Annotated in this window: 21 protein-coding genes; 11 read left to right on the forward strand and 10 right to left on the reverse strand. The window is 53.8% G+C overall.

From position 1 onward, the window contains the following. Positions 1-159: 159 nt before the first annotated feature. A complete protein-coding gene (locus AACY82_RS02080) occupies positions 160-1,989 on the reverse strand; it encodes an ABC transporter ATP-binding protein (protein ID WP_339615100.1) in 1,830 nt (609 codons plus the stop codon). A gap of 163 nt (positions 1,990-2,152) precedes the next feature. On the opposite strand from AACY82_RS02080, the gene AACY82_RS02085 reads away from it, so the two are divergent. Both AACY82_RS02085 and AACY82_RS02090 read left to right on the forward strand, forming a co-directional pair. After that, positions 2,153-2,542 carry a hypothetical protein gene (locus AACY82_RS02085; protein WP_339615101.1) on the forward strand — a complete coding sequence of 130 codons (390 nt, stop codon included), beginning with the start codon at positions 2,153-2,155 and terminating at the stop codon, positions 2,540-2,542. Positions 2,543-2,688: 146 nt separating this feature from the next. Beyond that, complete coding sequence (locus AACY82_RS02090; protein ID WP_339615102.1) at positions 2,689-3,246, forward strand: hypothetical protein; 558 nt, start codon at positions 2,689-2,691, stop codon at positions 3,244-3,246. 110 nt (positions 3,247-3,356) lie between these two features. On the opposite strand, the gene AACY82_RS02095 is transcribed toward AACY82_RS02090, so the two are convergent. Next, a complete protein-coding gene (locus AACY82_RS02095; protein WP_339615103.1) occupies positions 3,357-4,211 on the reverse strand; it encodes a pirin family protein in 855 nt (284 codons plus the stop codon). Between the two features lie 36 nt (positions 4,212-4,247). Then, positions 4,248-4,853 (reverse strand): FMN-dependent NADH-azoreductase, encoded by a 606-nt coding sequence (locus tag AACY82_RS02100; RefSeq protein WP_339615104.1) that lies wholly within the window; start codon positions 4,851-4,853, stop codon positions 4,248-4,250. Positions 4,854-4,997: 144 nt separating this feature from the next. Here AACY82_RS02100 and AACY82_RS02105 point away from each other — a divergent pair, with 144 nt between their 5' ends. Together AACY82_RS02105 and AACY82_RS02110 are read left to right on the forward strand one after the other, a co-directional pair. Continuing rightward, positions 4,998-5,912, forward strand: coding sequence for a LysR family transcriptional regulator (locus tag AACY82_RS02105; RefSeq protein ID WP_339615105.1), 915 nt, complete (start codon positions 4,998-5,000; stop codon positions 5,910-5,912). Between the two features lie 42 nt (positions 5,913-5,954). Continuing rightward, a complete protein-coding gene (locus AACY82_RS02110) occupies positions 5,955-6,392 on the forward strand; it encodes a GNAT family N-acetyltransferase (RefSeq protein WP_339615106.1) in 438 nt (145 codons plus the stop codon). 13 nt (positions 6,393-6,405) lie between these two features. On the opposite strand, the gene AACY82_RS02115 is transcribed toward AACY82_RS02110, so the two are convergent. Further along, positions 6,406-7,803 (reverse strand): class II fumarate hydratase, encoded by a 1,398-nt coding sequence (locus AACY82_RS02115; protein WP_339615107.1) that lies wholly within the window; start codon positions 7,801-7,803, stop codon positions 6,406-6,408. Between the two features lie 98 nt (positions 7,804-7,901). Between AACY82_RS02115 and uvrB the strand changes: the two genes are divergently transcribed. Continuing rightward, a complete protein-coding gene (gene uvrB / locus AACY82_RS02120) occupies positions 7,902-9,902 on the forward strand; it encodes an excinuclease ABC subunit UvrB (RefSeq protein ID WP_339615108.1) in 2,001 nt (666 codons plus the stop codon). A 13-nt stretch (positions 9,903-9,915) separates the two neighbouring features. Here the strand turns inward: uvrB and AACY82_RS02125 are convergent, their stop codons facing one another. The 5 genes from AACY82_RS02125 to AACY82_RS02145 form a co-directional block, all read right to left on the reverse strand. Then, positions 9,916-12,456, reverse strand: coding sequence for a bifunctional serine/threonine-protein kinase/formylglycine-generating enzyme family protein (locus AACY82_RS02125; RefSeq protein WP_339615109.1), 2,541 nt, complete (start codon positions 12,454-12,456; stop codon positions 9,916-9,918). A gap of 7 nt (positions 12,457-12,463) precedes the next feature. Continuing rightward, the gene (locus AACY82_RS02130) at positions 12,464-13,318 is read right to left on the reverse strand and encodes a protein phosphatase 2C domain-containing protein (protein ID WP_339615110.1); all 855 of its coding nucleotides are present in this window, start codon (positions 13,316-13,318) and stop codon (positions 12,464-12,466) included. A gap of 232 nt (positions 13,319-13,550) precedes the next feature. Next, on the reverse strand, positions 13,551-16,481 hold the full coding sequence (locus AACY82_RS02135; protein ID WP_339615111.1) for an insulinase family protein: 2,931 nt from the start codon (positions 16,479-16,481) through the stop codon (positions 13,551-13,553). 30 nt (positions 16,482-16,511) lie between these two features. After that, positions 16,512-17,090, reverse strand: a complete 579-nt coding sequence (locus AACY82_RS02140) for a tRNA-uridine aminocarboxypropyltransferase (RefSeq protein WP_339615112.1) — start codon at positions 17,088-17,090, stop codon at positions 16,512-16,514. After that, entirely contained in the window at positions 17,090-17,368 is a 279-nt protein-coding gene (locus AACY82_RS02145; protein WP_339615113.1) for a GIY-YIG nuclease family protein, read from the reverse strand. The genes AACY82_RS02140 and AACY82_RS02145 overlap by 1 nt, the downstream gene beginning before the upstream one ends. Before the next feature lie 87 nt (positions 17,369-17,455). Here AACY82_RS02145 and AACY82_RS02150 point away from each other — a divergent pair, with 87 nt between their 5' ends. Beyond that, a complete protein-coding gene (locus AACY82_RS02150; RefSeq protein WP_339615114.1) occupies positions 17,456-18,271 on the forward strand; it encodes a methyltransferase in 816 nt (271 codons plus the stop codon). Between the two features lie 2 nt (positions 18,272-18,273). Here the strand turns inward: AACY82_RS02150 and AACY82_RS02155 are convergent, their stop codons facing one another. After that, the gene (locus AACY82_RS02155; protein WP_339615115.1) at positions 18,274-18,762 is read right to left on the reverse strand and encodes a molecular chaperone DnaJ; all 489 of its coding nucleotides are present in this window, start codon (positions 18,760-18,762) and stop codon (positions 18,274-18,276) included. A 218-nt stretch (positions 18,763-18,980) separates the two neighbouring features. Between AACY82_RS02155 and AACY82_RS02160 the strand changes: the two genes are divergently transcribed. The 5 genes from AACY82_RS02160 to AACY82_RS02180 are packed head-to-tail and all read left to right on the forward strand — an operon-like array spanning position 18,981 to position 24,068. Then, on the forward strand, positions 18,981-20,768 hold the full coding sequence (locus tag AACY82_RS02160) for a carboxypeptidase-like regulatory domain-containing protein (RefSeq protein ID WP_339615116.1): 1,788 nt from the start codon (positions 18,981-18,983) through the stop codon (positions 20,766-20,768). Positions 20,769-20,776: 8 nt separating this feature from the next. After that, entirely contained in the window at positions 20,777-21,328 is a 552-nt protein-coding gene (locus AACY82_RS02165; RefSeq protein WP_339615117.1) for a hypothetical protein, read from the forward strand. A gap of 60 nt (positions 21,329-21,388) precedes the next feature. Next, the gene (locus AACY82_RS02170; protein ID WP_339615118.1) at positions 21,389-22,468 is read left to right on the forward strand and encodes an agmatine deiminase family protein; all 1,080 of its coding nucleotides are present in this window, start codon (positions 21,389-21,391) and stop codon (positions 22,466-22,468) included. Position 22,469: 1 nt separating this feature from the next. After that, positions 22,470-23,348: a carbon-nitrogen hydrolase gene (locus AACY82_RS02175; protein ID WP_339615119.1), complete on the forward strand. Its 879-nt coding sequence runs from the start codon at positions 22,470-22,472 to the stop codon at positions 23,346-23,348. Positions 23,349-23,366: 18 nt separating this feature from the next. Beyond that, positions 23,367-24,068: a GGDEF domain-containing protein gene (locus tag AACY82_RS02180; protein WP_339615120.1), complete on the forward strand. Its 702-nt coding sequence runs from the start codon at positions 23,367-23,369 to the stop codon at positions 24,066-24,068. Positions 24,069-24,140: the final 72 nt, after the last annotated feature.

The following is a 24,140-nucleotide window of genomic DNA, read 5'->3' on the forward strand; positions in this document are numbered from 1 at the left end:
TAAGACTACCGCTGTCATAGGATCGACAGCGGTTTACGCTTGGGGTTATTAGTCCTTTGTCGCTCGCCCGGCGGCGAAGGGCCGGTAAGTGGGCGCAGGTGTAAGTTGTAGGCCACCATGCTGCTGGCCGCGGCGTATAATAGCCGCGCGCTAACCCAATTACTCTTCCCCCAAAAAACCTCCCGACTGATGCGCCCACAACTGCGCATAAACCCCTTGCTGAGCGATCAATTCCTGATGCGTCCCTTGCTCAACGATACGCCCTTGGTCTAACACAATCAGTCGATCTAACGCGGCAATGGTTGACAATCTGTGGGCAATAGCGATAACGGTTTTATTACCCATTAGATAGGTTAGGTTACTTTGGATCACTGATTCGACTTCCGAGTCGAGTGCAGAGGTCGCTTCATCGAGTATGAGTATGGGAGCATCTTTCAGCAATACGCGAGCAATGGCGACGCGCTGGCGTTGGCCCCCGGATAGCTTTACACCACGTTCACCAACGTGGGCGTCGTAACCGGTACGGCCTTTTGCGTCTTTTAAGCCTAGAATAAACTCATGGGCTTGCGCTTGTTTGGCGGCCGCGATCATTTGCGCCTCTGTAGCGTCGGGGCGGCCGTAGAGCAGGTTGTCGCGAATCGAGCGATGCAACAGTGAGGTGTCTTGCGTGACCATGCCAATATGTTGTCGCAAGCTCTCTTGCGAGACTTGGCTAATCTCTTGTCCGTCGATTGTCAGGCTGCCTTTGCTGACATCGTAAAAGCGCAATAGTAGATTCACCAGGGTTGATTTCCCCGCGCCGGAGCGACCTACCAAGCCAATTTTTTCGCCACTGTTGATGGTGAGGTTAAACCGCTCGATAACATTTTTACCTTCGCCGTAATCAAAGCTCAGGTTGTTAAACGCGATGCTGCCTTGGTTAACCTGCAGCGCTTGAGCGTTGGGTTGGTCGGTGATGCTAAAAGGTTTTGTCAGCGTGTTGGCGCCATCTTGCACTGTACCTATGTTTTCAAACAGCGAAGAAATCTCCCACATAATCCACTGCGACATACCGTTAATACGCAACACCATGGCGAGTGCGGTGGCGATTGCGCCGGTGGTAATGGCCGCCTGCGTCCAAAGAGTTATCGCGAGCGCGGCGAGTGAGAATATCAGCAAGGCGTTTAAGCTCCAGACGCAGACATTGAGTATGGTCACCAAGCGCATTTGCGGATGCACAGTTTGAAGAAACTGGTTCATGCCTTCGCGGGCGTAGCTTGCCTCGCGCCCAGCGTGGGAGAAAAGTTTGACTGTATGAATATTGGTGTATGTGTCGACAATGCGGCCGGTCATTTCGGCGCGGGCGTCGGCCTGTGTGGTCGAGATTTTACGGAGTTTGGGTAAAAAGTAATAAAGTGTGCCGATATAACCTAGCACCCAGACTAGCATCGGGATGGCCAAGCGCCAGTCGAGGGCGCCCATCAGTAAGATCATACTGCCAAAATATACGCCGATATAAACCGCAACATCCAGCATCTTCATGACGGTTTCGCGCACCGCTAGCGCGGTTTGCATAACGCGGGTAGCCAAGCGGCCGGAAAACTCATCCTGAAAGAAGCCCACGCTTTGCCCGAGCAAGTATTGATGCGCCTTCCAGCGGATCGCCATAGGAAAGTTACCCAGCATCGTTTGGTGTATAAACAGCGCGTGCAGCGCAATAACCAACGGTAGCCCGATGAGCAACACGAGGGCAATGGTGGTTAAGGTTACACCATAATCTTGCCAGAGGGTGTCGGGTGAGGTGTTGTTAAGCCAATCAACTAAACTGCCTAAGGCGCCAAATAGCGACACCTCAATGATAGCGATAGTAGCCGACAAGAGCGCCATTAGCAGCAAATAGCGCTTAGCGCCGCGAGTAAAATATAGGCAAAATGCCAGCAACCCTTTAGGTGGACGTATTGGGCCCTCTTGGGGGAAGGGTTTGAGCAACTGTTCGAAAAATGCAAACATAGGGCACCTTTTATTAATGCTGGCTTGTTTCAAGGGCCCGCTAAAATTGGGCATTTTATCAGTGGGGTAGGCGTGCTTCGCAAGGGCCGCTATTGTAGCAAATATCCTTGCCGCGCCGTCAGCCCTGTGGGTTATCACTTTGTCATATGAGTATTACTAGATCATGAGAAGATGGATGTTGGTGTTTGCCGCTGGCGCACTCGGGGCGCTGGTAAGTGCGTTGGCCATGTGGTTGGCCGGGCGTTACGGTATCACTCAGGCAATGGGCGTACGTTGGGCACCGGCCCTGTCGGCCCACTGGCTTTACCCGCGTATTGTTTGGGGTGGTTTGTGGGGCTTTTTGTTTTTACTGCCCCTGTTTGGCTCGCGCTGGCTGCTAAAGTCGGCGGTGCTGGCGCTAATTGTTAGCTTGATTCAATTATTTGTGATTTTCCCTTATACCACGACGTACGGTGTGGCCGGTTTGGAACTTGGCATGCTGATGCCGGTCGTGGTGTATGCGTTTGCATTTATTTGGGCGCTGGCGGCTGCGATCAGTTTGCGTTTGGCGTAGCGAGTAGGCGTATCGCTGTAATTTGTTAGCTGCAACACGTAATGTGCCCAGCCGTTAGGTTATCGTGTCGTCTGAGACCATTGTATGATTTTAAAATTGAATGCCGGTGTTTTACTGGCGATAAATATAGGTGATAGGAGCGTCGTATGAAGATAGGCCAGTGTCCGGCTGCCCGGTTGCGGGTGTTTTTGTTGTTGTGTTGTGTTGTGTTTACGGCGCAAGCGTGGGCGGCAGAGCCGCTGAATTCGGCCACCCTAGATAAGTGGCTGGCGACCACGACTGAATTCATTCCAATGCAAGATGTGTTTGAAAGGATTTCTCAAGAGTCTGAGATTACCAAAAAGTATACCCAAGATGAATTCAAGGCGATGGACGTCGAAGAGCAGAATAAGTTGATGGATCAACTGCTTAAAGATGAAGGCGTGTACGACGACGTTTATAAGGTGTTAAACCAAAAAGATTGGGACAGTGCGGGCAGTTACATTCGTATCAGTACGCGTATCGCACAGGCAATCCAGGTGCATATGCAAAACATGATGCTGAAAAACTTGCCCGCCGAACAGGCACAAATGGTGAAGGAAATGATGGGCGGGGACGTTACGGCTGACCCGAAAGATGTCGAGTTAGTCAGTAAAAACTGGAGTAAGATTTCTCGGTTTATCGGTGAAAACATCGATACCTCAAAGCTGCCCCCAATGGGATAATAAACCCTTTAAGTCTCGCTGTTTTGGTAGCGGCTACCCTTAAGGTGCGCTTGCGTGCCTTAAGGGTCAATTAAGTAAATGCTAGGCGAACGGTTTTAAGTGTTTGCCTGTTAAGCGGTTAACTCACCGCGTCGGTAGTCGTTTATCGCTTGTTCTATCTCTTCGTGAGTGTTCATCACAAACGGACCGTATTGGGCGATAGGCTCGCCAATCGGTTTACCGCCAATCAATAGTACTCGCAACGCCTCGGTGCCCGCTGCGCTAAGCGTTACGCTGTCACCATCGGTTAATATCCCCGCAGTGCTGACGTTTAACAGGCGTTGCCCTTCACCTACTAACCCTTGGCCTTCATAAGCGTATAAAAACAAGTGGTGGCCGACCGGTACGCTAAACTGCTCGGTAATACCAGCGGGTATGCGTATATCCCAATAGACCGGCTGAGTGCTGATGCCAGAAATAGCCCCGGTGGTTGTCTCACTATCGTGCGCTAACGCCCCCGCAATCACTTTAACCGTCGTGCCCGAGGCCAGTGTTACCTGGGGGATGTCCTTTGCGGCAATATCGCGGTACGCGGCGGGTTTCATTTTCTCTTTGGCGGGAAGGTTTAACCACAGCTGAAACCCCCGCATTTTGCCCTCTAGCTGCTGCGGCATTTCTGAGTGAATAATGCCTCGTGCAGCGGTCATCCATTGCACGTCTCCGGATTTTAAATCGCCACGGTTGCCTAAGTGATCTTCGTGCAGCATATGGCCGTCGAGCATATAGGTAACTGTCTCAAAGCCGCGATGAGGATGCGAAGGAAAGCCGGCTAAATAGTCTGCGGCGTCTTCGGAGTTAAACTCATCTAACATTAACACAGGGTCGTGGCGAACCCGGGGCCCTTGCCCTAAACTTCGTTTGATTTTTACGCCAGCGCCTTCGCTGGCGGCTAAGGCGGGGATGAGTTGCTGTATTTCGCGGTTCATAATATTACCCCTTGTTTGTGCTGGTAGCTGGGCCGCTTAGGCGGCCAGTGCGCGGTCAATTTCTTTTTGCGCGGTGTTTAAAGCTTTGTCTTTACCCTCGGCGCCCATGGCAATGCCTTCGGCGTAAATAAAGTGGGTATCTTTCAGCCCCAAAAAGGCTAAAAAGGTCTGCATATAGCCGGTTTGCGAGTCGGCTTGCGTACCGGCATACATGCCGCCGCGCGCCGCCAATACGTAGACAGGAATGGACGGCAATAGACCTTCAGGGCCGTTATTGGTGTAGTGAAACGTAATGCCAGAGCGGGCAATATGGTCAAAATAGGCTTTTAAGGTGGAGGGGATGCCAAAGTTATACATAGGCAAGCCAATGGTTACCACGTCGGCGGCTTTAAGCTCGGCAATCAATTCGTCAGAATAGGCAACGATTTTTTGCTCGGTGCTGTTGCGCTTATCGGCCGGCGTCAAAAAGGCGTTAAAGCGCTCGCCGTCTAGGTGTGGCACTGGATTGGCGGCTAAGTCGCGCACAATAACCCGGCCATCTGGGTTGTTTTGTTGCCAGCGCTCCACAAACTGGTTACTTAAATAGCTCGATTGACCGTTGTCACCGTTTAAACTGCTTTTGATTTGTAACAAAGTTTTCATGGGGTCACTCCCTGATTGAATGTGTATGCTGCTATTAAAGTATTTGCTGACCCGATAATAAATAGCTAAATTTAGCCTTATTTGATCGAAAATATCGATTTTATGATCTTGAGCGTTAGTGAAAGGTCCGAAAGTGAGTGTGTTATGGCAAAAGATATCAAAGTGACCCTAGATCAGTGGCGCGCGTTGATCGCGGTAATTGAGTGTGGTGGTTATGCGCATGCCGCCGAACAGCTGGGTAAAAGTCAGTCTACGGTTTCTTACGCCATTAGCCAGCTGGAGCAGGCGTTGGCGGTGGCGGTTTTTAAGATCGAGGGGCGCCGGGCCATTGCCACTCCCGCCGGTGAAAGCTTATATCGCCGAGCCCGGCATTTGCTGGCCGAGGCGGAATCCCTCGAGGGGGCGGCCGCCCGTATGGGGCAAAAAATTGAGCCTGAAGTGCGCTTAGCGGCCGATTTGCTGGCGCCAGCGGGCGATATCTTGCACTGTTTAGAGCGCTTTACCGAACAGTACCCAACAACCCGTGCCGACGTGCTTGAGTCGGTATTGAGTGGTACCGAAGATGCGCTGGTGCAGCAGCAAGTCGATCTGGCCATTACCGGACGGGTACCAGCCGGCTTTTTAGGGGACTACTTGCGCACAATCTCATTGATTGGCGTGGCCGCCCCTTCGCATCCGCTTCATCATCTAGGACGCGCGATATCACAGGAGGATTTGCGCCATCACCGGCAATTGGTGGTACGCGACTCGGGTATTCACCGCCGTTACAGCGCCGGCTGGCAGGAGGCCGAGCAGCGCTGGACTTTCACTCATATCAATACCTCACTCGCGGCGGTGCGGCGCGGCCTTGGCTACGCTTGGTTGCCCGAAGGTTATTTGCAACAAGATTTGGCCAGTGGTGAGCTAAAGCGCTTGCCTATGGAGCAAGGCGGCGAGCGTGTTATTTCGCTTTACCTTGTGCTTGCCGATCGCGATATTGCCGGGCCCGCGACCCGTGCACTGGCCAATATCATTAAAGCGCGTTTTAGTGCGGGTTTAGAGAGCGCACCTGGTGATTAGGGTGACCGCGCCGTTGGGTGAACAACGGCTAAGGGGTTTTTAATGGTTAACTGTGTAGAGGTCGCGTTTGCCTCGCAGCGCTACCGAGATTTACTAAGGTTGCGAGAAAAATACCTACGCGCGCCGCTGGGGTTTAAGCTCACCTCGCAGGATACTTGTGACGATCAGCAGCAATGGCACTTTGCCTCACTGGCGGATGGCAAGATCATCGCTGGGGTCATCATCGCGCCGGGTTCTCAGCAATCTGCCCAGTTGCGGCAGATGGTGGTGGATAAACAATGGCAGGGCAAAGGCGTGGGCGAGACGTTACTGCGTTTTGCTCACGATCAGTCCGCCCAGCGGGGTGTGCAAACGATAACCTTAAACGCGCGCGACAGCGCCGTTGGCTTTTACACGCGTTTTGGCTATCGACGCTGCGGTGCATCCCATACCTTATTCGGTATTGTGCATTGGCCTATGGCGGTAGCGCTACCTGTATAAAATGCACAGGGGCTTATGGGTGGGTAAGCCGCTGCGGGTCGAGTAGCCGTGTTAACTCGTCGCGCGATAGCTCAGTTTCTTCGGCGGCGACCTCCAGAATGTCTCGCTGATCACGATAGGCTTTTTTGGCGATCTCGGCGGCTTTACTGTAGCCGATAATGGCATTGAGGGCGGTGACTAAGATCGGGTTTTTGGCCAGCGGCTTTTGAATATTATCGTGATTGACGCGAAACCCGGCGATGGCCTTATCGGCGAGGCTGGCCGCGCTGCCGGCCATTAACTGGATGGACTGAATCAGGTTGCTGCCAATCAGTGGCAACATCACATTTAACTCAAAGTTGCCGGCGCCGCAGGCATTGTTGATCGCGACATCTAGCCCCTGCACCTGGGTTGCGGCCATGGCGGTGGCCTCGGGTATCACGGGATTTACTTTGCCGGGCATGATGGACGAGCCCGGCTGCAGCGCGGGCAGACTTATTTCGCCGAGGCCGGCGAGCGGGCCCGAGTTCATCCAGCGCAAATCATTGCTGATTTTGAGCACGCTTACCGCCAGAGTTTTAAGGGCGCCCGAGAGGGCGGCCAGATCGTCTTGCGCACCAATTTTGGTGAACGGTTGCTCCACAGGGGTAAAGGCGATGCCGGTGTCCTCACTTAAGCACCGCGCGAAGGTGGCGGCAAAACCCGCCGGGGTATTAATGCCAGTACCAACCGCGGTACCGCCTTGAGGCAGCTGACTGATCTCGTTTAAGGCGGCACTTAGACGCTGGCGGTTGGCCTCAATTTGGCTTGCCCAGCCCGATAGGACTTGGCCAAAGGTGACTGGCATGGCATCCATTAAGTGAGTGCGGCCGGTTTTAACCACCTCGGCAAGCTCGTTGGCACGGGCGGTGATAGCGTCGTGCAGCTGATCTAGTGCCGGCAGTAGCTGGTGGGTAATAAGTGTCGCGCAGGCGATACGGATACTGGTGGGAAACACATCGTTGCTGCTCTGGCTGCAATTGACGTGATCATTAGGGTGAACGTCAATGTTGGCCTGGGCGCACAGGTGGCTAATAACCTCGTTGACGTTCATGTTACTACTGGTGCCAGAGCCCGTTTGGTAGATGTCCACCGGAAAATGCTTAAGGTGCTTGCCTTGTAGTAGGGTGTGGCAGGCGGTTTGAATGGCACCGCCGCGGGCAAAGTCTAGCGCATCGCTCTCTATGTTGGCCCTGGCGGCGGCGTGCTTGACCTGAACGATGGCTGCCAGTAAAGGCGCGGGCAGAGGGCCACCACCCAGCGTAAAATTATCGACCGCCCGTTGTGTTTGGGCGCCATAGAGCGCATCTTGTGGCACCTTGACTTCACCAAGGCTGTCACTTTCAATACGAACCGCGTTGTCTGAGTGGTTGGCAGAGTCAAAAGAATCCATATGGGCGTCCGATCTACAGTAAAATGGGCAATTAACTTACTGTAGCATAACCGTTTTAGCGTTTTGCAAGGTGTCGCGCGTCAAAGAGTTGGTTGTTTATGAGTACAAAATTTAAGGTCCACAGTCAGTACCAGCCCGCCGGTGATCAGCCGAGCGCGATCGCCGGTTTAGTCGATGGTATTGAATCGGGTTTGGCGCATCAGACGTTGCTGGGTGTGACGGGCTCGGGTAAAACCTTTTCCATCGCTCACGTGATTGGCGAAGTGCAGCGGCCGACACTGGTGATGGCGCACAACAAAACCTTGGCGGCGCAGCTGTACGGCGAATTCAAAGAGTTCTTTCCCGATAACGCGGTCGAGTATTTTGTCTCTTACTACGATTATTATCAGCCAGAGGCGTACGTTCCCTCATCGGATACCTTTATCGAGAAAGACGCGTCCGTCAACGATCATATCGAGCAAATGCGGTTGTCGGCAACCAAGGCCTTGATGGAGCGTAAAGACGCTATCGTGGTTGCCACTGTATCAGCGATTTACGGCCTGGGTGATCCCGAGTCTTACTTAAAAATGGTACTGCATCTTGTGCGCGGCGATCGTATTGATCAACGTAAATTGTTGCGCCGTTTAGCTGAGTTGCAATATACCCGCAATGATATGGATTTTCAGCGTGCGACCTACCGCGTGCGCGGCGATGTGATTGATGTGTTTCCGGCCGACTCTGACATGGAAGCGGTACGGATTGAATTGTTTGATGACGAGATCGAGCGAATTTCAATTTTTGATCCGCTTACTGGCGAGGTTTTGCAAAAAGTACCGCGTATGACGATTTATCCAAAATCGCATTACGTAACGCCACGGGAAAAAATTCTGGCGGCGGTTGATGATATAAAAGCAGAGTTGACCGAGCGTTTAAAACAGCTGCGCGAAAACGATAAATTAGTAGAGGCGCAGCGGTTAGAGCAGCGAACCCGCTACGATTTAGAGATGATGCAGGAGCTGGGTTATTGCAACGGAATCGAAAACTACTCGCGTTATTTGTCCGGTCGCGACCCGGGTGAGGCGCCGCCGACCCTGTTTGATTATTTGCCCAATGAAGCGTTGCTGGTGATCGATGAGTCCCACGTGACGATCCCGCAAATTGGCGCTATGTACAAAGGCGATCGTTCGCGTAAAGAAACGTTGGTGGAGTATGGTTTTCGGTTGCCATCTGCGCTGGATAACCGACCTATGCGTTTTGATGAATGGGAGGCGCGCGCACCGCAAATGATTTTTGTCTCGGCCACTCCCGCCGCCTACGAGGCAGAGCACGCCGGGCAAATTGTCGAGCAGGTTGTTCGGCCTACCGGCTTAGTCGACCCGGTGATTGAAGTTCGCCCGGCTACCACCCAGGTGGACGATGTGTTGTCGGAGTTGCGCGCGCGGGTTGAGCTTGAAGAGCGAATCCTGATTACCGTGCTGACTAAGCGGATGGCCGAGGATTTAACTGAGTATCTGGCTGAGCACGGCGTACGCGTGCGCTATTTACACTCAGATATCGACACGGTCGAGCGAGTAGAAATTATTCGCGATTTGCGCCTAGGTGAGTTTGACGTACTGGTGGGGATCAACCTGCTGCGTGAAGGCTTGGATATGCCCGAGGTTTCGCTGGTGGCGATCTTAGATGCGGATAAAGAAGGCTTCTTGCGCTCCGATCGCGCCCTGATTCAAACCATTGGCCGGGCGGCACGTAACTTAAACGGCAAGGCGATTTTGTATGCCGACCGTATGACGGGCTCGATGCAGCGCGCCATCGACGAAACCGACCGGCGCCGTGAAAAGCAAATTGCCCACAACCTTGAGCATGGCATTACCCCGCAGGGCATTAAGAAAAACGTTGCCGATATTATGGAGGGCACTCAGATCCCGGGGGCGAAAAGCAAGCGCAAAGGGGCGGGGCGAGGTAAGAAATCCGACGTTATTGAGTTGCCGGCCGATGGCGACGTTTGGAAACAAATTGAAAAGCTCGAAGCTCAGATGCTGGGAGCCGCGAAAGATTTAGAGTTTGAGCGCGCCGCCGAGTTGCGCGATCAAATTAACCGCCTTAAAGAGGCGGGCATTTGATCGCGTTTTAACGCTATAAATCGGTAACTAAACGAATACCTACGTCTTCATGGTAGGTGTGCTGTGGTTGAAACTGGCGCGTATAAGTGGTGGTTTCGGCCGCGTCAGATTTTAGCGAGCCGCCGCGTATTACCCGCGCCGGGCAGTTGGCTTGATCGTGGGCATCGGCCTTGTTGCTGGCACCTTGGTAGCTGTCGCTATAGCAATCGGCGACCCACTCGGAGACGTTACCGGCCATGTCGTAGATACCAAAATCGTTGGCCTTAAAACTGCCCACTGGCGCGGTTTTGCCGCTAAAAAATCCGGTAAAATCGCTGTCGCAATCGCGCCGGCAATTGGCGTTACCGCTCGCATTTTTTACCTCGTTACCCCACGGGTAATCGCGTTTCTTTCCGCTTTTGGCAACGTATTCCCACTCCGCTTCACTGGGTAGGCGATAGTGCATATCGCTTTGCTCGCTGAGCCATTTTGCATACATGTCCGCTTCTTCCCAGCTTATATTAATCACCGGGCGGTCGCCGCGGCCCCAGCGATTGTCGCCGGGTAACGGCATGCCCTTGTGTTTGGCGAAACGCTCGTATTCACTAAAGGTAACCTCGTGCTGGCTTACGGCAAAACGTTGGTTGATTGTGACGGTGCGCGTAGGTTGGCTGTTGGCGTCTGGCCCACCCATAGAAAATCGGCCCGCGGGTACGACAACCATGGCCGGCCCTTTACCACCGCTGGCTAGGGTACTACTAAAAATGCTGCCAACGGCGCGCTGTTCGATTAGGTTAACGGTTTTGGTCAGGGGCTGCTCGCCCAGGGTCACCCAGTGCAAATATTTACGGTAACCGGGAGCGGTTACTTCAATGTGATACCGCCCGGGTTTTAGAGCAATGCCCGGTGTATATTTTGCGCGAATGTTCATGATGCGGATGCGCGCATCTTGTGGCTCAGGGGTTACCGTTAAGCTAAATTTAGCCGCCGAGCCCGATGTGGCTTCACTGTCATCCTCGGCGATCTGTGGTTCATCATCTGCCGATCGACTGCTGCTTTGTGTGTCAGGTTCTGAGTGGCCGTCCGCACCTTGGTGGGACAAACTCGCCGACGATAAGCTCGACGTCATTGTGCTACTGCTGGTTGAACTCACGGCCGAGCTTGCGCGCGTCGCGGCGGGCAACATAACCCTTGGATCATTGTTGGCCGCCTCTAAACTGCTTGCGAGTGTAGTCGCAGGCGGTGCTTTCGTGATGTGGCGCTCTGTAGGCGGCGTTCCCGAGTTATCACTCACCGTTGGGTTGGTGTTTGGCTGGTGGTTGGCTTGCGATGATTGCGCCGACGAAGAGGTTGCGACAGCGACTGAAGGCGTCTTTGCACTCGCCATTTTTATGCCTTCTTGGGGCTCGGACGGGTTTGTGCCAAGCCATGCCAGTAAGACTAAGCCCAAAAGAAATACCGATGCCGCGCCGGCCGCCAGTAAGCGATGTTGCGCGGGCATCGCAAATAACCACTGCAGTTTGCCCGGTTGCTTGACGGTTTTTTGCAGCCGAGTGGCGACTAACGTGTTTTGCCGAGTGGAGAAGTCACCTAGTGCAGTGCTCTCGTGGGGCGCTTGATAAAAACCTTGCTGCCGAGAAAATCGCAGGCCGCGAACGTTGCCCCAAACGCTTTGACAGGCAGCGCTAACACCGGCCGCAAGGCGCCACCAAATTGTTTGGGTTAGGGTTTGCAGTTGTTTGCTGAGGTTTTGGTTGTCGCTTTCGCTGTCGCCAAACTCGCGCATTTTTAATTGCAGCATCTCGATGTCGACGACCAATTCACGCCCGCTTTGGTAGCGTTTGCCCGGCTCTTTATCGAGCAATTTATCGAGAATATCTTGGTAGCGGCGGTATTGCGTGGGCAGTTTTGGCAGTGGTGATGCCAGATGTTTTAGGGCGATAGCCACGGCCTCGTCGCCTTGGTAGGGGACGGCGCCGGTGAGCATCTCATAAAACACAATCCCCAAACTGTATAGGTCAGAGCGGCCGTCTGAGTGCTTGCCCCGGGTTTGTTCGGGGCTCATGTAGTGGGGCGTTCCCACCACCGTGCCGGCGTGGGTTGCCCGCGGCCCACTGTTGCGTGCCAGTGCGACACCAAAATCGGTTAATACCGCCGAGCCACCGTCGCGAAACAAAATGTTCTCAGGTTTGATATCCCGATGGATGTATCCTTTTTCGTGGGCGTGATCGAGTGCCGAGGCCATCTCGCGCAAAATCTCGAGCGCGGTGTCGGCACCAATGCCACTGAGCATTTTGTCGTGAATTGAGCCGCCGGGCAGGTAATCCATGGCGATATAGTTAAGGTTTTCGTGGCGGCCGATGTCGTAAATCGAGACGATGTTGGGGTGCGACAGCTGCCCCACAATGTTGGCTTCGCGCTGAAACCGCTCACTAAAACTGGGGTCGCCATTCAGCGCCGGCGACATCACCTTGAGCGCGACCACGCGGCCGACACTTTCTTGGATAGCCAAGTACACAGTGGACATGCCACCGTGGTTGATTTTGCGAATAATTCGATAGCCGGGAATATACATGGGTGTATCAGTACAAAGTCCAGTAGAGCAGGGCGACCAACAAACCAATGGCAGCCAAATAGATAACAGTATCGAGGCGCCGGCTGTGACTAAATACGGGCACCCAGTGGGATAGTTTTTGTAAAAGTGTTGGTGAGTGTTGTGGCGCGGCGATTACTTGGACCGTAATATTGTCTCGGCCGCCGGCGCGCAGCGCCGCTTGTACGAGCTCGCGGGTGGCATCGCGGGGCGTTTTACAGCGCTGTAAAACCTGGGCAATGTCACTGTCGCTCAGCTCATCCGTTAAGCCATCACTGCATAGCAATACCCACTGATCTTCTTGCCAGTGGCGCTCGACGTGATCGACGGTGACGTCGTCCAGCTCTTGTGAGCCCAAGCATTGCGTGATGATGTTGCGATCGGGGTGAGTTTGCGCCTCGGTCTCGGCAATGGCACCGGACTCTAACAACATTTGCACGTAGGAGTGGTCGCGGGTAAGAAGCTCTAGCTCATCGCTGTTGCGGCTGTACAGATACGACCGGCTATCGCCTACCCAGGCGATTTGATAGTGCTCACTGGTACTGCGCAACGCCACCACGGTTGAACCCATGCCCTCGGCACCAACACCGCGACTGACGGCATTCAGTACCGCTTGATGCGCCGCCTGAATCGAGTCGAGCAGCGGCATTGTGGGTGCTTGCTCAAGGGTCTGGCGAACGATATCGCTGGCCACTTCACCGGCTTCGTGGCCCCCCATGCCGTCTGCCACCATCCACAAAGCGTGCGCAGGAAGACTTAAATAGCAGTCTTCATTATTGCTGCGCTTGCGCCCCGGGTTGGTAACGGAGCTGGATTCCAAATCCTGTATGGGTGTTTGCTTCATCCTGATTTTGGGCCTTAGACCTCGGGTCGAGCGTTGCTTGTGGTTATTATCGTAATGTCTCGTTGTGTGCCTGTTGGGTTACGCGCTTGCTGCGCTACGGCCCGTGAGTATCGCACTGGGCCGTAGGGCGTTCGCTATGGGATAAGTCACAGCGATCGTGAAACCTCGCATTAATGGCTCAATAGTAGAACAGCTCGGCGGTAAAAACCACGACCAGTGCACTGGTACTTCGTTAAAGGGTTTTAATCGTTAAGCCCAACGCGATAAGCGAATCTTTATTGGCGGCATTAGAGATAACCGCAGTACTGGCATTATCCGGTTGTAAATACGCCTGTGCGACCCGCTTAATGTCCGCAGTGGTGACCTGCAGTACCCGTTGACGGAACTGTTCGCGACGCTCGCGAGTGCGCTCGAAGAGTTCGGCCTGGAAGGTCTGTTTTGCCTCCCCAGCCGGCGAGGCGGGTTTGTCGATACTGCTGATCACGCCCAAGATTGATTGCTCCACCTCGCTTGGGTCAATGTCCTGTTCTTGCAGCCAATTCAGGGCTTTGTCAAAGTCGTCTAAGGTTTCGGTTAAGCGCGGATCGCGATAGGAGAAAAAGCGAAACACACCATTGCTGTTGTCCTGGCTTGCACCGCCGCCGTATGCGCCGCCCCGTTCGCGAATAGCGCGATGCAGGTAGGCATTGCGCAGTACTCCGCTTAACACGGTTAACGGCGCCGCGTCTGGGTGGTCGGCGCCAACCGTAGGGTAGGCTTTTGCACAAAAATTAACCTGGGTGTTGGTCAGCCAAGCTTCGCGCACTGGATGACTCACCGCCGGCAGGTTGAGCGGTGCAAAGCTCGCTTGAGTGGCTGCGGGCCAGTATTTTTCTAGCAGCTGACGGTAGTGGGGCAGCTGTTCATCCTCACCGACCAGCAAGAACTGACGCGGTGCATGCTTAATACGAGTGTGGATCGCCTCCAGCGCGGCGCTCAGCGATTCAAGTGCGGCGGGGTCGGCCAGCGAGTCATCCAGCGCCATTAGTTGTGTTAAACCACCCAAGCCGCCCAAGTCATGGTTGAGCTTGGCGCCCGGTGCCATGCCGGCCGAGGCGGCGGTCATGGCGAGTACATGGCCGCTACCGGGTACACCTTGCTCGCGTCGGGCGCGCGCCTGGGCCACCAGTTCACGCAATCGATCGTGCTCGTCAAAACGCGCTTGGCTGAGTGTGCTGTGGATAAGCTCAGTGGTCAGCTCGGCGTTTTTGGCCAGCGCTTTGGCGGACACAATAAGATAGCCATCAAGGTTTTGCGGGTTGCTGCCGGTGCTGCGAATGGCCGCCTTGGCGGTTAGTGAGCCTACTCGCTGCGCCTGTAAATTTTGTACCGCAAGATAGTCCAACGTACCAAAACCGACTTCGGTTAACGCCAAGGCGTAAACCGGTAGCAACTGCAGCTCCTGCTCGCTTAACTCGGGAAGCTTAATCACCACTTGTTGATACAATAAGCCGTTGGTGCCGGCGCCGTAACAGCGTAAGTGGTACCCGGCGATGCTCTCGTGGGTGCCGGCGGTATAGTGCATATCGACGGGGATGTCCGCGAGTGTGACTTGCGGCAGGATGCTGTCGTCCTCTTGCAGCTCTTGGCGCGCTTCTAAGGCTTTTGCCTGGGTGATAATAGCCTCGCGTTCGGCGTTGCTCAATTGGCTTTTGATGGCCGATAGCTTAGCGCGCTCGGCCTCATTGGCGCGGACGGTCATATGGGCATCGGGGCGCAGGGTAAGGGTTACCCTGTGGGTGTTGTCCAGCAGCCATTCGCGCACCCGACGCTGAATAAAATCGGGCTCAAGCACCGTTTTGCGCACGCGCGCCAGCGCCGACTCTAAATCCAATTGCGCGACGGTATCGCCCCGGTGAGTGGCGGCGGTTAAGGCCGTCATAATTAGTTGCAAACCGTAGGGAAAGCCATCGCCGCCGACTTCGCGCTGGGCTAGTTCTAATTGGTGCAGCGACGACTCTATCTGCTCTCTAGGTACACCGTTGTTTGCCACCTCGGTTAAGGTGTTGAGAATAAGTTGTTCGACATCTCGGGTGCTATCGGCCGCGCAACCTTCTAAACCGCAGGCAAAGCTCATCTCAAACTGACTGTCGTCCAAGCCGCACAGCGGCGAAGGCGCTTGCCCCAGCTCGCTTTGTTCTAGTGCCATGGTCAACGGTGAGGCGCTGTTGTCGAGCAAGATGCTCACCAACAGGTGGGTTTCTAACGCGGTTTCTAAATCGGTTACTTGCCCTAGTAGCCAACCCATGACGACGTGGGTTTTGTTGTCTTTTGGTTCCGCTTCCGCGTCGCTGGCCTCGAGCGGGTAGGCATCTTCAACCCGGATTGGAGCGTGCATACGTTTCTCGGGTTTGACGGCAATGGTGTTGTCCAGAGCGTCAAATTTTGCCAGCGCTTGCCGGTGGAATTTTTCTTGGTGCTCGGCGGCGGGAATATCGCCATAGGTCATAAAAACGGCGTTACTGGGATGATAGTGACGCTTATAAAAAGCTTGCAGCCCGTCGTAGGTGAGGTCGGGGATATGCGCCGGATCGCCGCCGCTGTTGTGATGATAGGTGCTGCTCGGAAACAACAGGCTGTCGAGTTTTTGCCCCAGCTGGGCGGGCACGGAGCTCATGGCGCCTTTCATCTCGTTAAACACCACGCCTTTGTAGGTTAGTGGTGAATCAACATCGTTTGCATCGGCAAACTCTAAACGGTGTCCCTCTTGAGCAAAATCCAAGGGGTCGAGGCTGGCAAAAAAGACCGCATCGAGGTACACATCGAGCAGGTTGTTAAAGTCTTTGCGGTTTTGGCTGGCAAAAGGGTAAGCGGTCCAGTCGGAGCTGGTGAAGGCGTTCATAAAGGTGTTCAGCGAGCGCCGTGTCATCATAAAAAACGGGTCGCGCACCGGGTAGCGCTCACTGCCACACAGGGCGGTGTGTTCTAAAATATGAGCCACCCCGCTGGAATCGTCGGGTACGGTGCGCAGTGCCACTAAGAACACGTTCTCGTTGTTGCTTGAGGCCAGATGAATGTGTTGCGCGCCAGTCTGGCGGTGGCGGTATTCTTCCACGGTAAGGTTTAAAGACTCTAACGGTTTACGACGCAGGAGCTCAAACTCGGGGTGTTGATGTGTGGTCATAGAGTACTCAATGTTGGTGACCTGCCAGCGTTAACGCCGGTTGGGGTCAAAGCTTACAAGATGGTTTATATAGTCATCGAAGGCGCGTAGCGCTTGCTCGCACAGGGCCGGGCTGGCCTCCAGTTGCTGCAAAGCGTAACAACTTGCCTCGAATGTGGAAAGCTGATCGTGGTCGGCGGCGGTTCGTATGCGGTAGCGGCTGGCGGGTATTGTGTCTAACTGGAGACGCGCCAGTGTGCCTAACCAGGGGTTTAAGTGGAGCATTTTACGGCTTTTGCGCCACGTCGCGTCAATCACGATCAGGCGCTTAATGTGGTGATTTTGCTTGGGCGATACCGGCGGTTGCGTAGTTAAGCGGTTAGAGGTTGGCTGCTCGGGGTAAAGCAGTGCGGTGTCACTGAGATCGGTTGTGTTATCAATACATTCCGCAACGATTAGCTCGCTTGACGCTAAACACTGGTGCAGTAGCTCGCCAGTATTTTTTGGGTGGCCAGATTCATCTGGGTGTTGCAGCAGTATTATCTGGGTGTGGTTCGCAATTGGCCGGATATAGCGACAAAAACAGCGCGCCTTGGGCCGTTTACAGTTCGGGCAAAGTGCGCGCGCCATTAAGAGCGTGGCAACGTGGGCAATGGCTCGGGCGAGCCGCTGGCAATAAGCGCCTCTTTGGCGGCTCTGGCGAGCTTTTTGATGGCCGCTTCGCGGGCGCTGGCATCCGCCCGGTTGTTAAACGATTCCAGGCGGCACAACTTCACAGGTTTACAGGTTCGGAAAAAGCGTGCGCCGCGCACACCGCTGGTATGCTCCTGCCAGCGGCGGGCGATATCGGTAGTAATGCCGGTGTACAGCTTGTTGTTGTCACTTAAAATAATGTAGGTGTACCACATGGGTTGTTGGGCAGTTTTAAGGCTGTTATCTAGGGTATAATCGCGCCATTATAGCCCGACGCGGGCATCAAACGGTACCGTCTTCTAATGCCTGTCCAGCCTACTTCACACGATCGCAATTTTGACGATTTGGCCGAGCGCTTTACCCGCAATATTTACGGTGGCCTGAAAGGCCAAATACGGCTGGCGGTACTAGCGCGGGATTTTACCGATGTGTTGCCTATTGCCCCCTACGTGCCGTTAACGCCCGATAAAACCTTAAATATTCTCGATGCCGGTGGTGGTCAGGGGCAATTTTCGCTGCCGCTGGCGGCGGCGGGGCACTCTTTAGTGTTGTGCGATATCTCGGCCAATATGCTGGCACTGGCGCGCCGCCGCGCTGTTGAGTTACAGGCAACGGATCGGGTGCGACTGCTGCACTGTCCGGCGCAAAGCGTCTCTGAGCATTTAACGGATTGCGCGCCGCAGTTTGACTTGGTGATTTGCCACGCTGTAATTGAGTGGGTGACAGAGCCTTTTGCGTTACTCGATAGCGTGCTGCAACAGCTTCGACCAGGCGGGCACTTATCGCTGATTTTTTATAATAAGCACGCGTTAGTCTACAAAAACCTCCTGCGGGCAAACTATAAAAAGGTCAAAAGCGAGGACTATCGCGCTTACCGTGGCAGCTTAACGCCGACCAATCCACTTACGCCCGAAGCGCTGCTAAGCTATTGCGCGAGTCGCGATCTGGATGTGCTGTGCCACAGCGGGATTCGGGTTTTTTACGACTATATTTTAGACCCGGAGCGACGTGAACGGGAGGCAGAGTCGGTCTTGGGGCTAGAGCAAAAACTCTCGCGCGAGCTACCTTACCGGGACTTGGGTCGCTATATTCACTTGCTGCTTAAGAAAAAGGAGTAGCGCTAGCCGAGCGCCTTGATAACGCAGGTTTTCGCTGAGTTGATGCGGGAGGCTAAGTAATCGTTGCCGCCCCGATCCGGATGCAGTTTTTGAATCAGCCGTTTGTGCGCTGCCTCAACTTGTTCGACGGTGAGTGAGCCGGTCTGATACGCGTCTTTTACTCCCAGAGTCAGTAACGCCTCATCTAGGCTAATATTGCCGCTGGCAGTGTTGGGGGGCGGTGTTTGCGCCGCGCGGTGACGGTGCAAAAACGGTAAAAATGGCGCCGCAAGATTAAACAGGCCCTTAGCCACTGGAATTAAAGCGCCCAGTAATGCGCCTAACCAGTGAATTCGGCCGGTTAAGGCTAAAAATATCAGCGTCCCGACCAGCAGAGTAAACAGCACCCGAAGAACCATTTTGCGCTGTTTGCCCGGCGGTAACTTGCGCAACCAAGAAACCCCAAAAAACAGCAGGGCCAGCAATAAAACAATAGGGATTAATCGAAACACCGTCGGCTCCATCGGCAAGGTAAGCGCTATGAGGCCAATGTGGCCGCTGCCTGATTTTATCACTCTTTAGTGCTGGGAGCGAAGTTAAGGGCACCGGCGGGTCGGTAAATATCGCGTGGCTAAGCGATTTTCGTTATGCTTTGAGCGAGTCTTGGAGGCGTGTGCAAGAAAAGACCCGGCGGCGTGCTGGCCGTCACAAAATCATAAGGTTGTATGGTATGGCGATAAAAAAGGTGTCGGCGATGCAGTTCGGGGCGACAAAGGTGTATACGCAGGTGTCGGGCGTCGGTCGCTGGGTAGTGGTTGCGCTTGTGTTGACACTTGCGGCCTGTGGTGGCTCTGGACGCGGAAATGATGGCTCGGTTTCCAGCGGTTCGCACTCATCAGTTGCTGAGCCCCCCAGCAGCGCGTCCAGTTCAAGCGCCTCATCGATCAGCAGTGTGTCTGTCAGCAGCGATAGCTCGTCATCCAGTGTATTGTCGAACTCTTCGTCGTCTTTTAGCTTGCTGCCAGATTCAGTGCAAATTACCGGCACTGTTAGTTATGATTATGTGCCCGTAAGTAAAACAGCGGGATTAGATTATGCCGCAGCCGTTGCCAAAGCCGTGCGCTTGGCGCGCGTGAATTTAGTTAACCAAGTTGGCAGTGTGATTGCGACATCACAGACTGATGAATCCGGAAGGTACACGCTGCAAGCGCCAACGAATACTGAGGTTAAAGTTCAGGTTGAGGCGTTAAGTTTTGCCGATGCTGCTGCGCAATGGGAAGTTCGCGTTGAAGACAACACCGCAGGAGATGCACTTTATGTGCTGGAAGGGCAGTTACGCACCAGTGGCGCAGTAAACTCCCGGCGTGACTTGCACGCAGCGTCAGGGTGGACCGGGAGTGGTTATACCGAGCCGCGGGCCGCCGCACCGTTTGCGATTATGGATACGGCGTATCAGTCGATACAAAAACTCGTCGATGTCGATGCAAATTTAGCCCTGCCGCCAAGTGTCTTCCGCTGGTCTGTTAACAATAGCGGGGCCAGTGGCGATTTGCCAGCGGGTGATATTGGCACCAGCTTTTACAATGGTGAGGCTGTTTATATTTTGGGGCAAGAGGACTCAGACACCGATGAGTATGACGCCCATGTTGTGGCACACGAGTGGGGCCACTTTTTGGAGTTTCAGGTAGGTAGGCGGGCCGACTCTATCGGCGGCAGTCATCAGGGAACGGATAAACTCGATATGCGTGTTGCATATTCTGAGGGCTTTGCCAACGCCATTGCCGGGTATGTATTGGCGGACCCTGAGTACCGGGATACCTCCGGGGTGGGGCAGCGTTTTGGGAGTGGCTTTGATATCAACCGAAAAAATGTATCAAACCCGGGTTGGTATAGTGAATCCTCCATTCAGAGTATTTTTTATCACCTGGCGGAGTCGGGGGCTTTTGCGCAAATATATGGCGTTTTGAGCGATAGCCTTTACGTGGCCAATTCAGCATTTATGACTATTTTTAGTTTCGCCGATATTATGCAGACGCGATATCCGTCGGTGTTTTTGCGGTTAGATGATTTAATGGATGAGCAGCGTATTGACAGTCGCGATCAGTACGGTGCAGGGGAAACCAACAATGGTGACACCGAGGACGTTTTACCCCTGTACATTGACGTGGTGGCCGATGGCAGTATTGTCACCGTCTGCAGCACGCAAGAAAATGGCACCGACAATAAGTTGGGTGTACACGCGTTTTTAAAGACTACGGCTTTTACCAGTGGTCGCTACCAATTAAACGTAAAAAATAACGGTGATCGTGCTGAGGCTACTGATCCAGATGTTATGGTTCAGCGCGGCGGGCAGCTCTGGCGTGGAACAAGCGCTATGGTTGATCAGGAAGTGGTCGACTTGAACTTGCAAAGCGGTTCGACTTACGTGATTTCGGTTTACGATTATAATACACACTCGGGCGTACAGCAGGCTGATTATCAGCCTGCGTGCTTTGATGTTTCACTGACACCCCAATAGGATTTGGAATGACAAATTATAAATGGTTAACGATGACTTTGTGCCTTGCACTGTTTCAGGTGGGGTGCGATAAACCGCACGAGACTGCTGCCGTTGCTTCTAGCTCAGTTGCTAACGCCACCGTATTACCGGTGGCACCGGCGAACCGTGTAAGCGCCAAGCCGAGTTTGCCCGTCACAGTGGTGGCGGCGCGACAGCAGGTGAATGTGAGTGAAGTAACCCGTGTTGATTTGGCGTTAAAAACGTCGCTGTCCACTGGGCGTTTTGATGTGCGCATTACGCCAGACGTCGGTTTGGTTGTGGTTTCTGGTGAGCTTGAGCAGCAGCTTACTATCAGCAATGCTGAGGTGTTGCCGATGAGTCTGGAGCTTCGCGCCGATCAACCGGGCAAGTACTACGTTAATATCGAAGTGGTCAGCCCTGAACAAGTGGAAGGTTTAAATCGACGCACCTTGGCGGTGGTGGTAATCGCTGGCCGTGACGGAACAAAAACGCTATCGGCAGATTCAAAAGCTGAACCTAAAAAACATGTATTGCCCGCGCAAGAAACGGTTCAGTAACGGGCCACTTAATACGACGTTTGATATGGTCGTTGTGGTTGATTATTAATACGCAAAACTATGTTTGAGACAGAGGATGCAATGGCGCAATATCGTCTAATAGCAGAATGGGAGCCGCAAGCGGCCGTCATGCTTACCTGGCCACATGCTGCTACTGACTGGGAGCCATTGCTGGAAGCAGTGACTCAGCTTTATACCGAGCTTGCCTGGCACATCTGCCGCTTTAGCAGTGTGTTAATTGCCGCACCAGGGTCGATTCACGCTGATATTATTCAGAGGCTTGTCGAGCGCGGCGTGCCTCGTCACAAAGTACAACTTTACGCGGTTGCCAGTGACGATACCTGGGCCCGTGATCACGGCCCACTCAGTGTGAAATGTGGTGATCGGTCGCAGCTGTTGGACTTTCAGTTTAACGGCTGGGGAGGCAAGTTTGACGCGTCCCAAGACAATGCTATATCCAAGGCGTTAGCGAAGGGTGGTGCGTTTAATGTACCGCTGGAGAGTATTGATTTTGTGTTAGAAGGTGGGGCCATCGAAACCGATGGCGAAGGCACCTTAATGACCACTCGCTCGTGTTTGCTGAACGCCAACCGCAATGGCGATATTAGTCAGCACGAGGTCGAGACAGTACTGCAGCGCTATTTTGGTGTGAGCAAAATCAATTGGCTCGACCACGGGTTTTTAGAAGGCGATGATACCGACAGCCACATAGATACGTTAGCGCGTTTGTGTCCGGGGCAACGCATTCTGTACGTCGGCTGTCCGGACGAGCGAGATGTGCACTATGACGCTTTGGCAAAAATGAAGCAGCAGCTGCACGAGTTTCGTGATGCTAACGATCGGCCGTACGAGTTAATCGAGCTACCTTGGCCGCAGGCGGTCTATTCGGCTAATGGCGAACGCTTGCCGGCAACCTATGCGAACTTTTTGATTTTAAATGGCGCGGTTCTGGCGCCCATTTACCAAGATCCGGCCGATGCGCTAGCGCTGCGTAAATTTGGCGAAGCATTTCCGGGCTACGAGGTTATTGGTATTGATTGCCGAGTTTTAATTGAGCAACACGGCAGCTTACATTGCATTACCATGCAGCTGGCGAATCTCGAACCATCCACTAAACCACAAACTGAAGGGGCTTTTTAGCGTGAGTGTATTAACGGTCGGTGTGGCGCAACACGCCTGTAGTAATGATCTTGCGGCTAACCTGGCAACCAGCATGGCGGCGATTCGCGACGCGGCCGCACAAGGCGCCAAGTTGGTGGTACTGCAGGAACTGCACCGCGGTTTGTATTTTTGTCAGCGCGAAGATGTTGATGAGTTTGACTTGGCTGAAACTATCCCCGGTCCAAGCACTGATGCTTTAGGTGCGTTAGCGCGTGAGCTGGGTGTGGTAATTGTCGCTTCTTTATTTGAAAAACGCGCTACAGGTTTGTATCACAACACAGCGGTGGTGCTGGAAACCGATGGCAGCATCGCCGGTGTCTATCGCAAAATGCATATTCCGGATGACCCGGGGTTTTACGAGAAGTTTTACTTCACGCCGGGGGACTTGGGGTTTACGCCTATTGATACCTCAGTAGGGCGCCTAGGCGTGCTGGTGTGTTGGGATCAATGGTTTCCCGAGGCGGCACGCTTAATGGCAATGGCTGGCGCCGAGCTGCTAATTTACCCCACAGCGATCGGTTGGGATCCGACGGACGATAAGCCTGAGCAAATACGGCAGCGCGATGCTTGGGTAACTGTGCAGCGGGCGCATGCGGTGGCAAATGGTGTTCCGGTTGTTAGTGTCAATCGGGTAGGTCACGAAGCCGACCCAGAAGGCGGAGCCGGCGTCCAATTTTGGGGCAATAGTTTTGTTGCTGGGCCGCAAGGAGAGTTTTTATTAGAGCTGGGTGTCGAACCCACCACTGCGGTGGCCAGTATTGATATGCAGCGCTCAGAAAACGTGCGTCGTATCTGGCCATTTTTACGCGATCGTCGCATCGATTTTTATGGCGACCTCACCAAACTCTACCGCGATTAGCCTTAGGCAGGAGTTATTTTGGCCGATACTGACCAGTCTGTTCCTCTCTGCCCGGTTAATGAGCCACGCTGCGAGCATCTTGATGAACTAATGCAGTTGCGCCAACAAGTGGGCAACTTAAAACGCGAGGCGCGTACCGATGCACTGACAGGCTTGTTTAATTATCGTCACTTTGACTTGGTACTAAACCAAGAGATGGAGCGGGTGCGACGCAGTGGCTTGCCGATGGTGCTGGTGTTGTGTGATGTGGATCATTTCAAATCGTTTAATGATACCCATGGCCATGAAGCCGGTAATGCTATGTTGCAACAGGTAGCTCGCATTATTGATCAGCAATTGCGCCAATTAGATACCGCTTGTCGCTATGGCGGAGAGGAGTTTGCACTAATTTTACCCGGCACCTCAATGGCTCAGGCCGCTGGCGTGGCGGAGCGTATCCGCACGACGGTCGAGCAGGCAACACTTGAGCTGGCCTCGGGGGAAAAAGTAACTGTCACCCTGAGTATGGGGCTCGCAAGTTTTACCAGTGCGCGTACCATACCGCTATCAGAGCTGGTAGCGCACGCTGATCGGCAGCTCTATGTTGCAAAAAGTGCTGGCCGCAACCGAGTCGCGACGCCAGAGTACCGAGAGGCGGCAGCAAAAAGTGCACCCTTGGTTACGGCGGCCGAAAAAGCCGCGCTGTTTTCGTCCGGTACGAGCGATCAACAAGGCGAGTAGCTCTCGTCGTTGGCTGCTGGCATAACCTAACCGCACACGTAAAAATGCTTAAATGAAATTATCAGGAGTCTT

Source organism: uncultured Gilvimarinus sp., from assembly GCF_963972205.1.
GTDB classification, from domain to species: Bacteria; Pseudomonadota; Gammaproteobacteria; order Pseudomonadales; family Cellvibrionaceae; genus Gilvimarinus; species Gilvimarinus japonicus.

Bases quoted from the DNA above. Each gene is read 5' to 3' on its own strand.
- AACY82_RS02080 (WP_339615100.1), bottom strand. From the start codon at position 1,989: ATGTTTGCATTTTTCGAACAGTTGCTCAAACCCTTCCCCCAAGAGGGC.
- AACY82_RS02085 (WP_339615101.1), top strand. From the start codon at position 2,153: ATGAGAAGATGGATGTTGGTGTTTGCCGCTGGCGCACTCGGGGCGCTG.
- AACY82_RS02090 (WP_339615102.1), top strand. From the start codon at position 2,689: ATGAAGATAGGCCAGTGTCCGGCTGCCCGGTTGCGGGTGTTTTTGTTG.
- AACY82_RS02095 (WP_339615103.1), bottom strand. From the start codon at position 4,211: ATGAACCGCGAAATACAGCAACTCATCCCCGCCTTAGCCGCCAGCGAA.
- AACY82_RS02100 (WP_339615104.1), bottom strand. From the start codon at position 4,853: ATGAAAACTTTGTTACAAATCAAAAGCAGTTTAAACGGTGACAACGGT.
- AACY82_RS02105 (WP_339615105.1), top strand. From the start codon at position 4,998: ATGGCAAAAGATATCAAAGTGACCCTAGATCAGTGGCGCGCGTTGATC.
- AACY82_RS02110 (WP_339615106.1), top strand. From the start codon at position 5,955: ATGGTTAACTGTGTAGAGGTCGCGTTTGCCTCGCAGCGCTACCGAGAT.
- AACY82_RS02115 (WP_339615107.1), bottom strand. From the start codon at position 7,803: ATGGATTCTTTTGACTCTGCCAACCACTCAGACAACGCGGTTCGTATT.
- uvrB (WP_339615108.1), top strand. From the start codon at position 7,902: ATGAGTACAAAATTTAAGGTCCACAGTCAGTACCAGCCCGCCGGTGAT.
- AACY82_RS02125 (WP_339615109.1), bottom strand. From the start codon at position 12,456: ATGTATATTCCCGGCTATCGAATTATTCGCAAAATCAACCACGGTGGC.
- AACY82_RS02130 (WP_339615110.1), bottom strand. From the start codon at position 13,318: ATGAAGCAAACACCCATACAGGATTTGGAATCCAGCTCCGTTACCAAC.
- AACY82_RS02135 (WP_339615111.1), bottom strand. From the start codon at position 16,481: ATGACCACACATCAACACCCCGAGTTTGAGCTCCTGCGTCGTAAACCG.
- AACY82_RS02140 (WP_339615112.1), bottom strand. From the start codon at position 17,090: ATGGCGCGCGCACTTTGCCCGAACTGTAAACGGCCCAAGGCGCGCTGT.
- AACY82_RS02145 (WP_339615113.1), bottom strand. From the start codon at position 17,368: ATGTGGTACACCTACATTATTTTAAGTGACAACAACAAGCTGTACACC.
- AACY82_RS02150 (WP_339615114.1), top strand. From the start codon at position 17,456: ATGCCTGTCCAGCCTACTTCACACGATCGCAATTTTGACGATTTGGCC.
- AACY82_RS02160 (WP_339615116.1), top strand. From the start codon at position 18,981: ATGGCGATAAAAAAGGTGTCGGCGATGCAGTTCGGGGCGACAAAGGTG.
- AACY82_RS02165 (WP_339615117.1), top strand. From the start codon at position 20,777: ATGACAAATTATAAATGGTTAACGATGACTTTGTGCCTTGCACTGTTT.
- AACY82_RS02170 (WP_339615118.1), top strand. From the start codon at position 21,389: ATGTTTGAGACAGAGGATGCAATGGCGCAATATCGTCTAATAGCAGAA.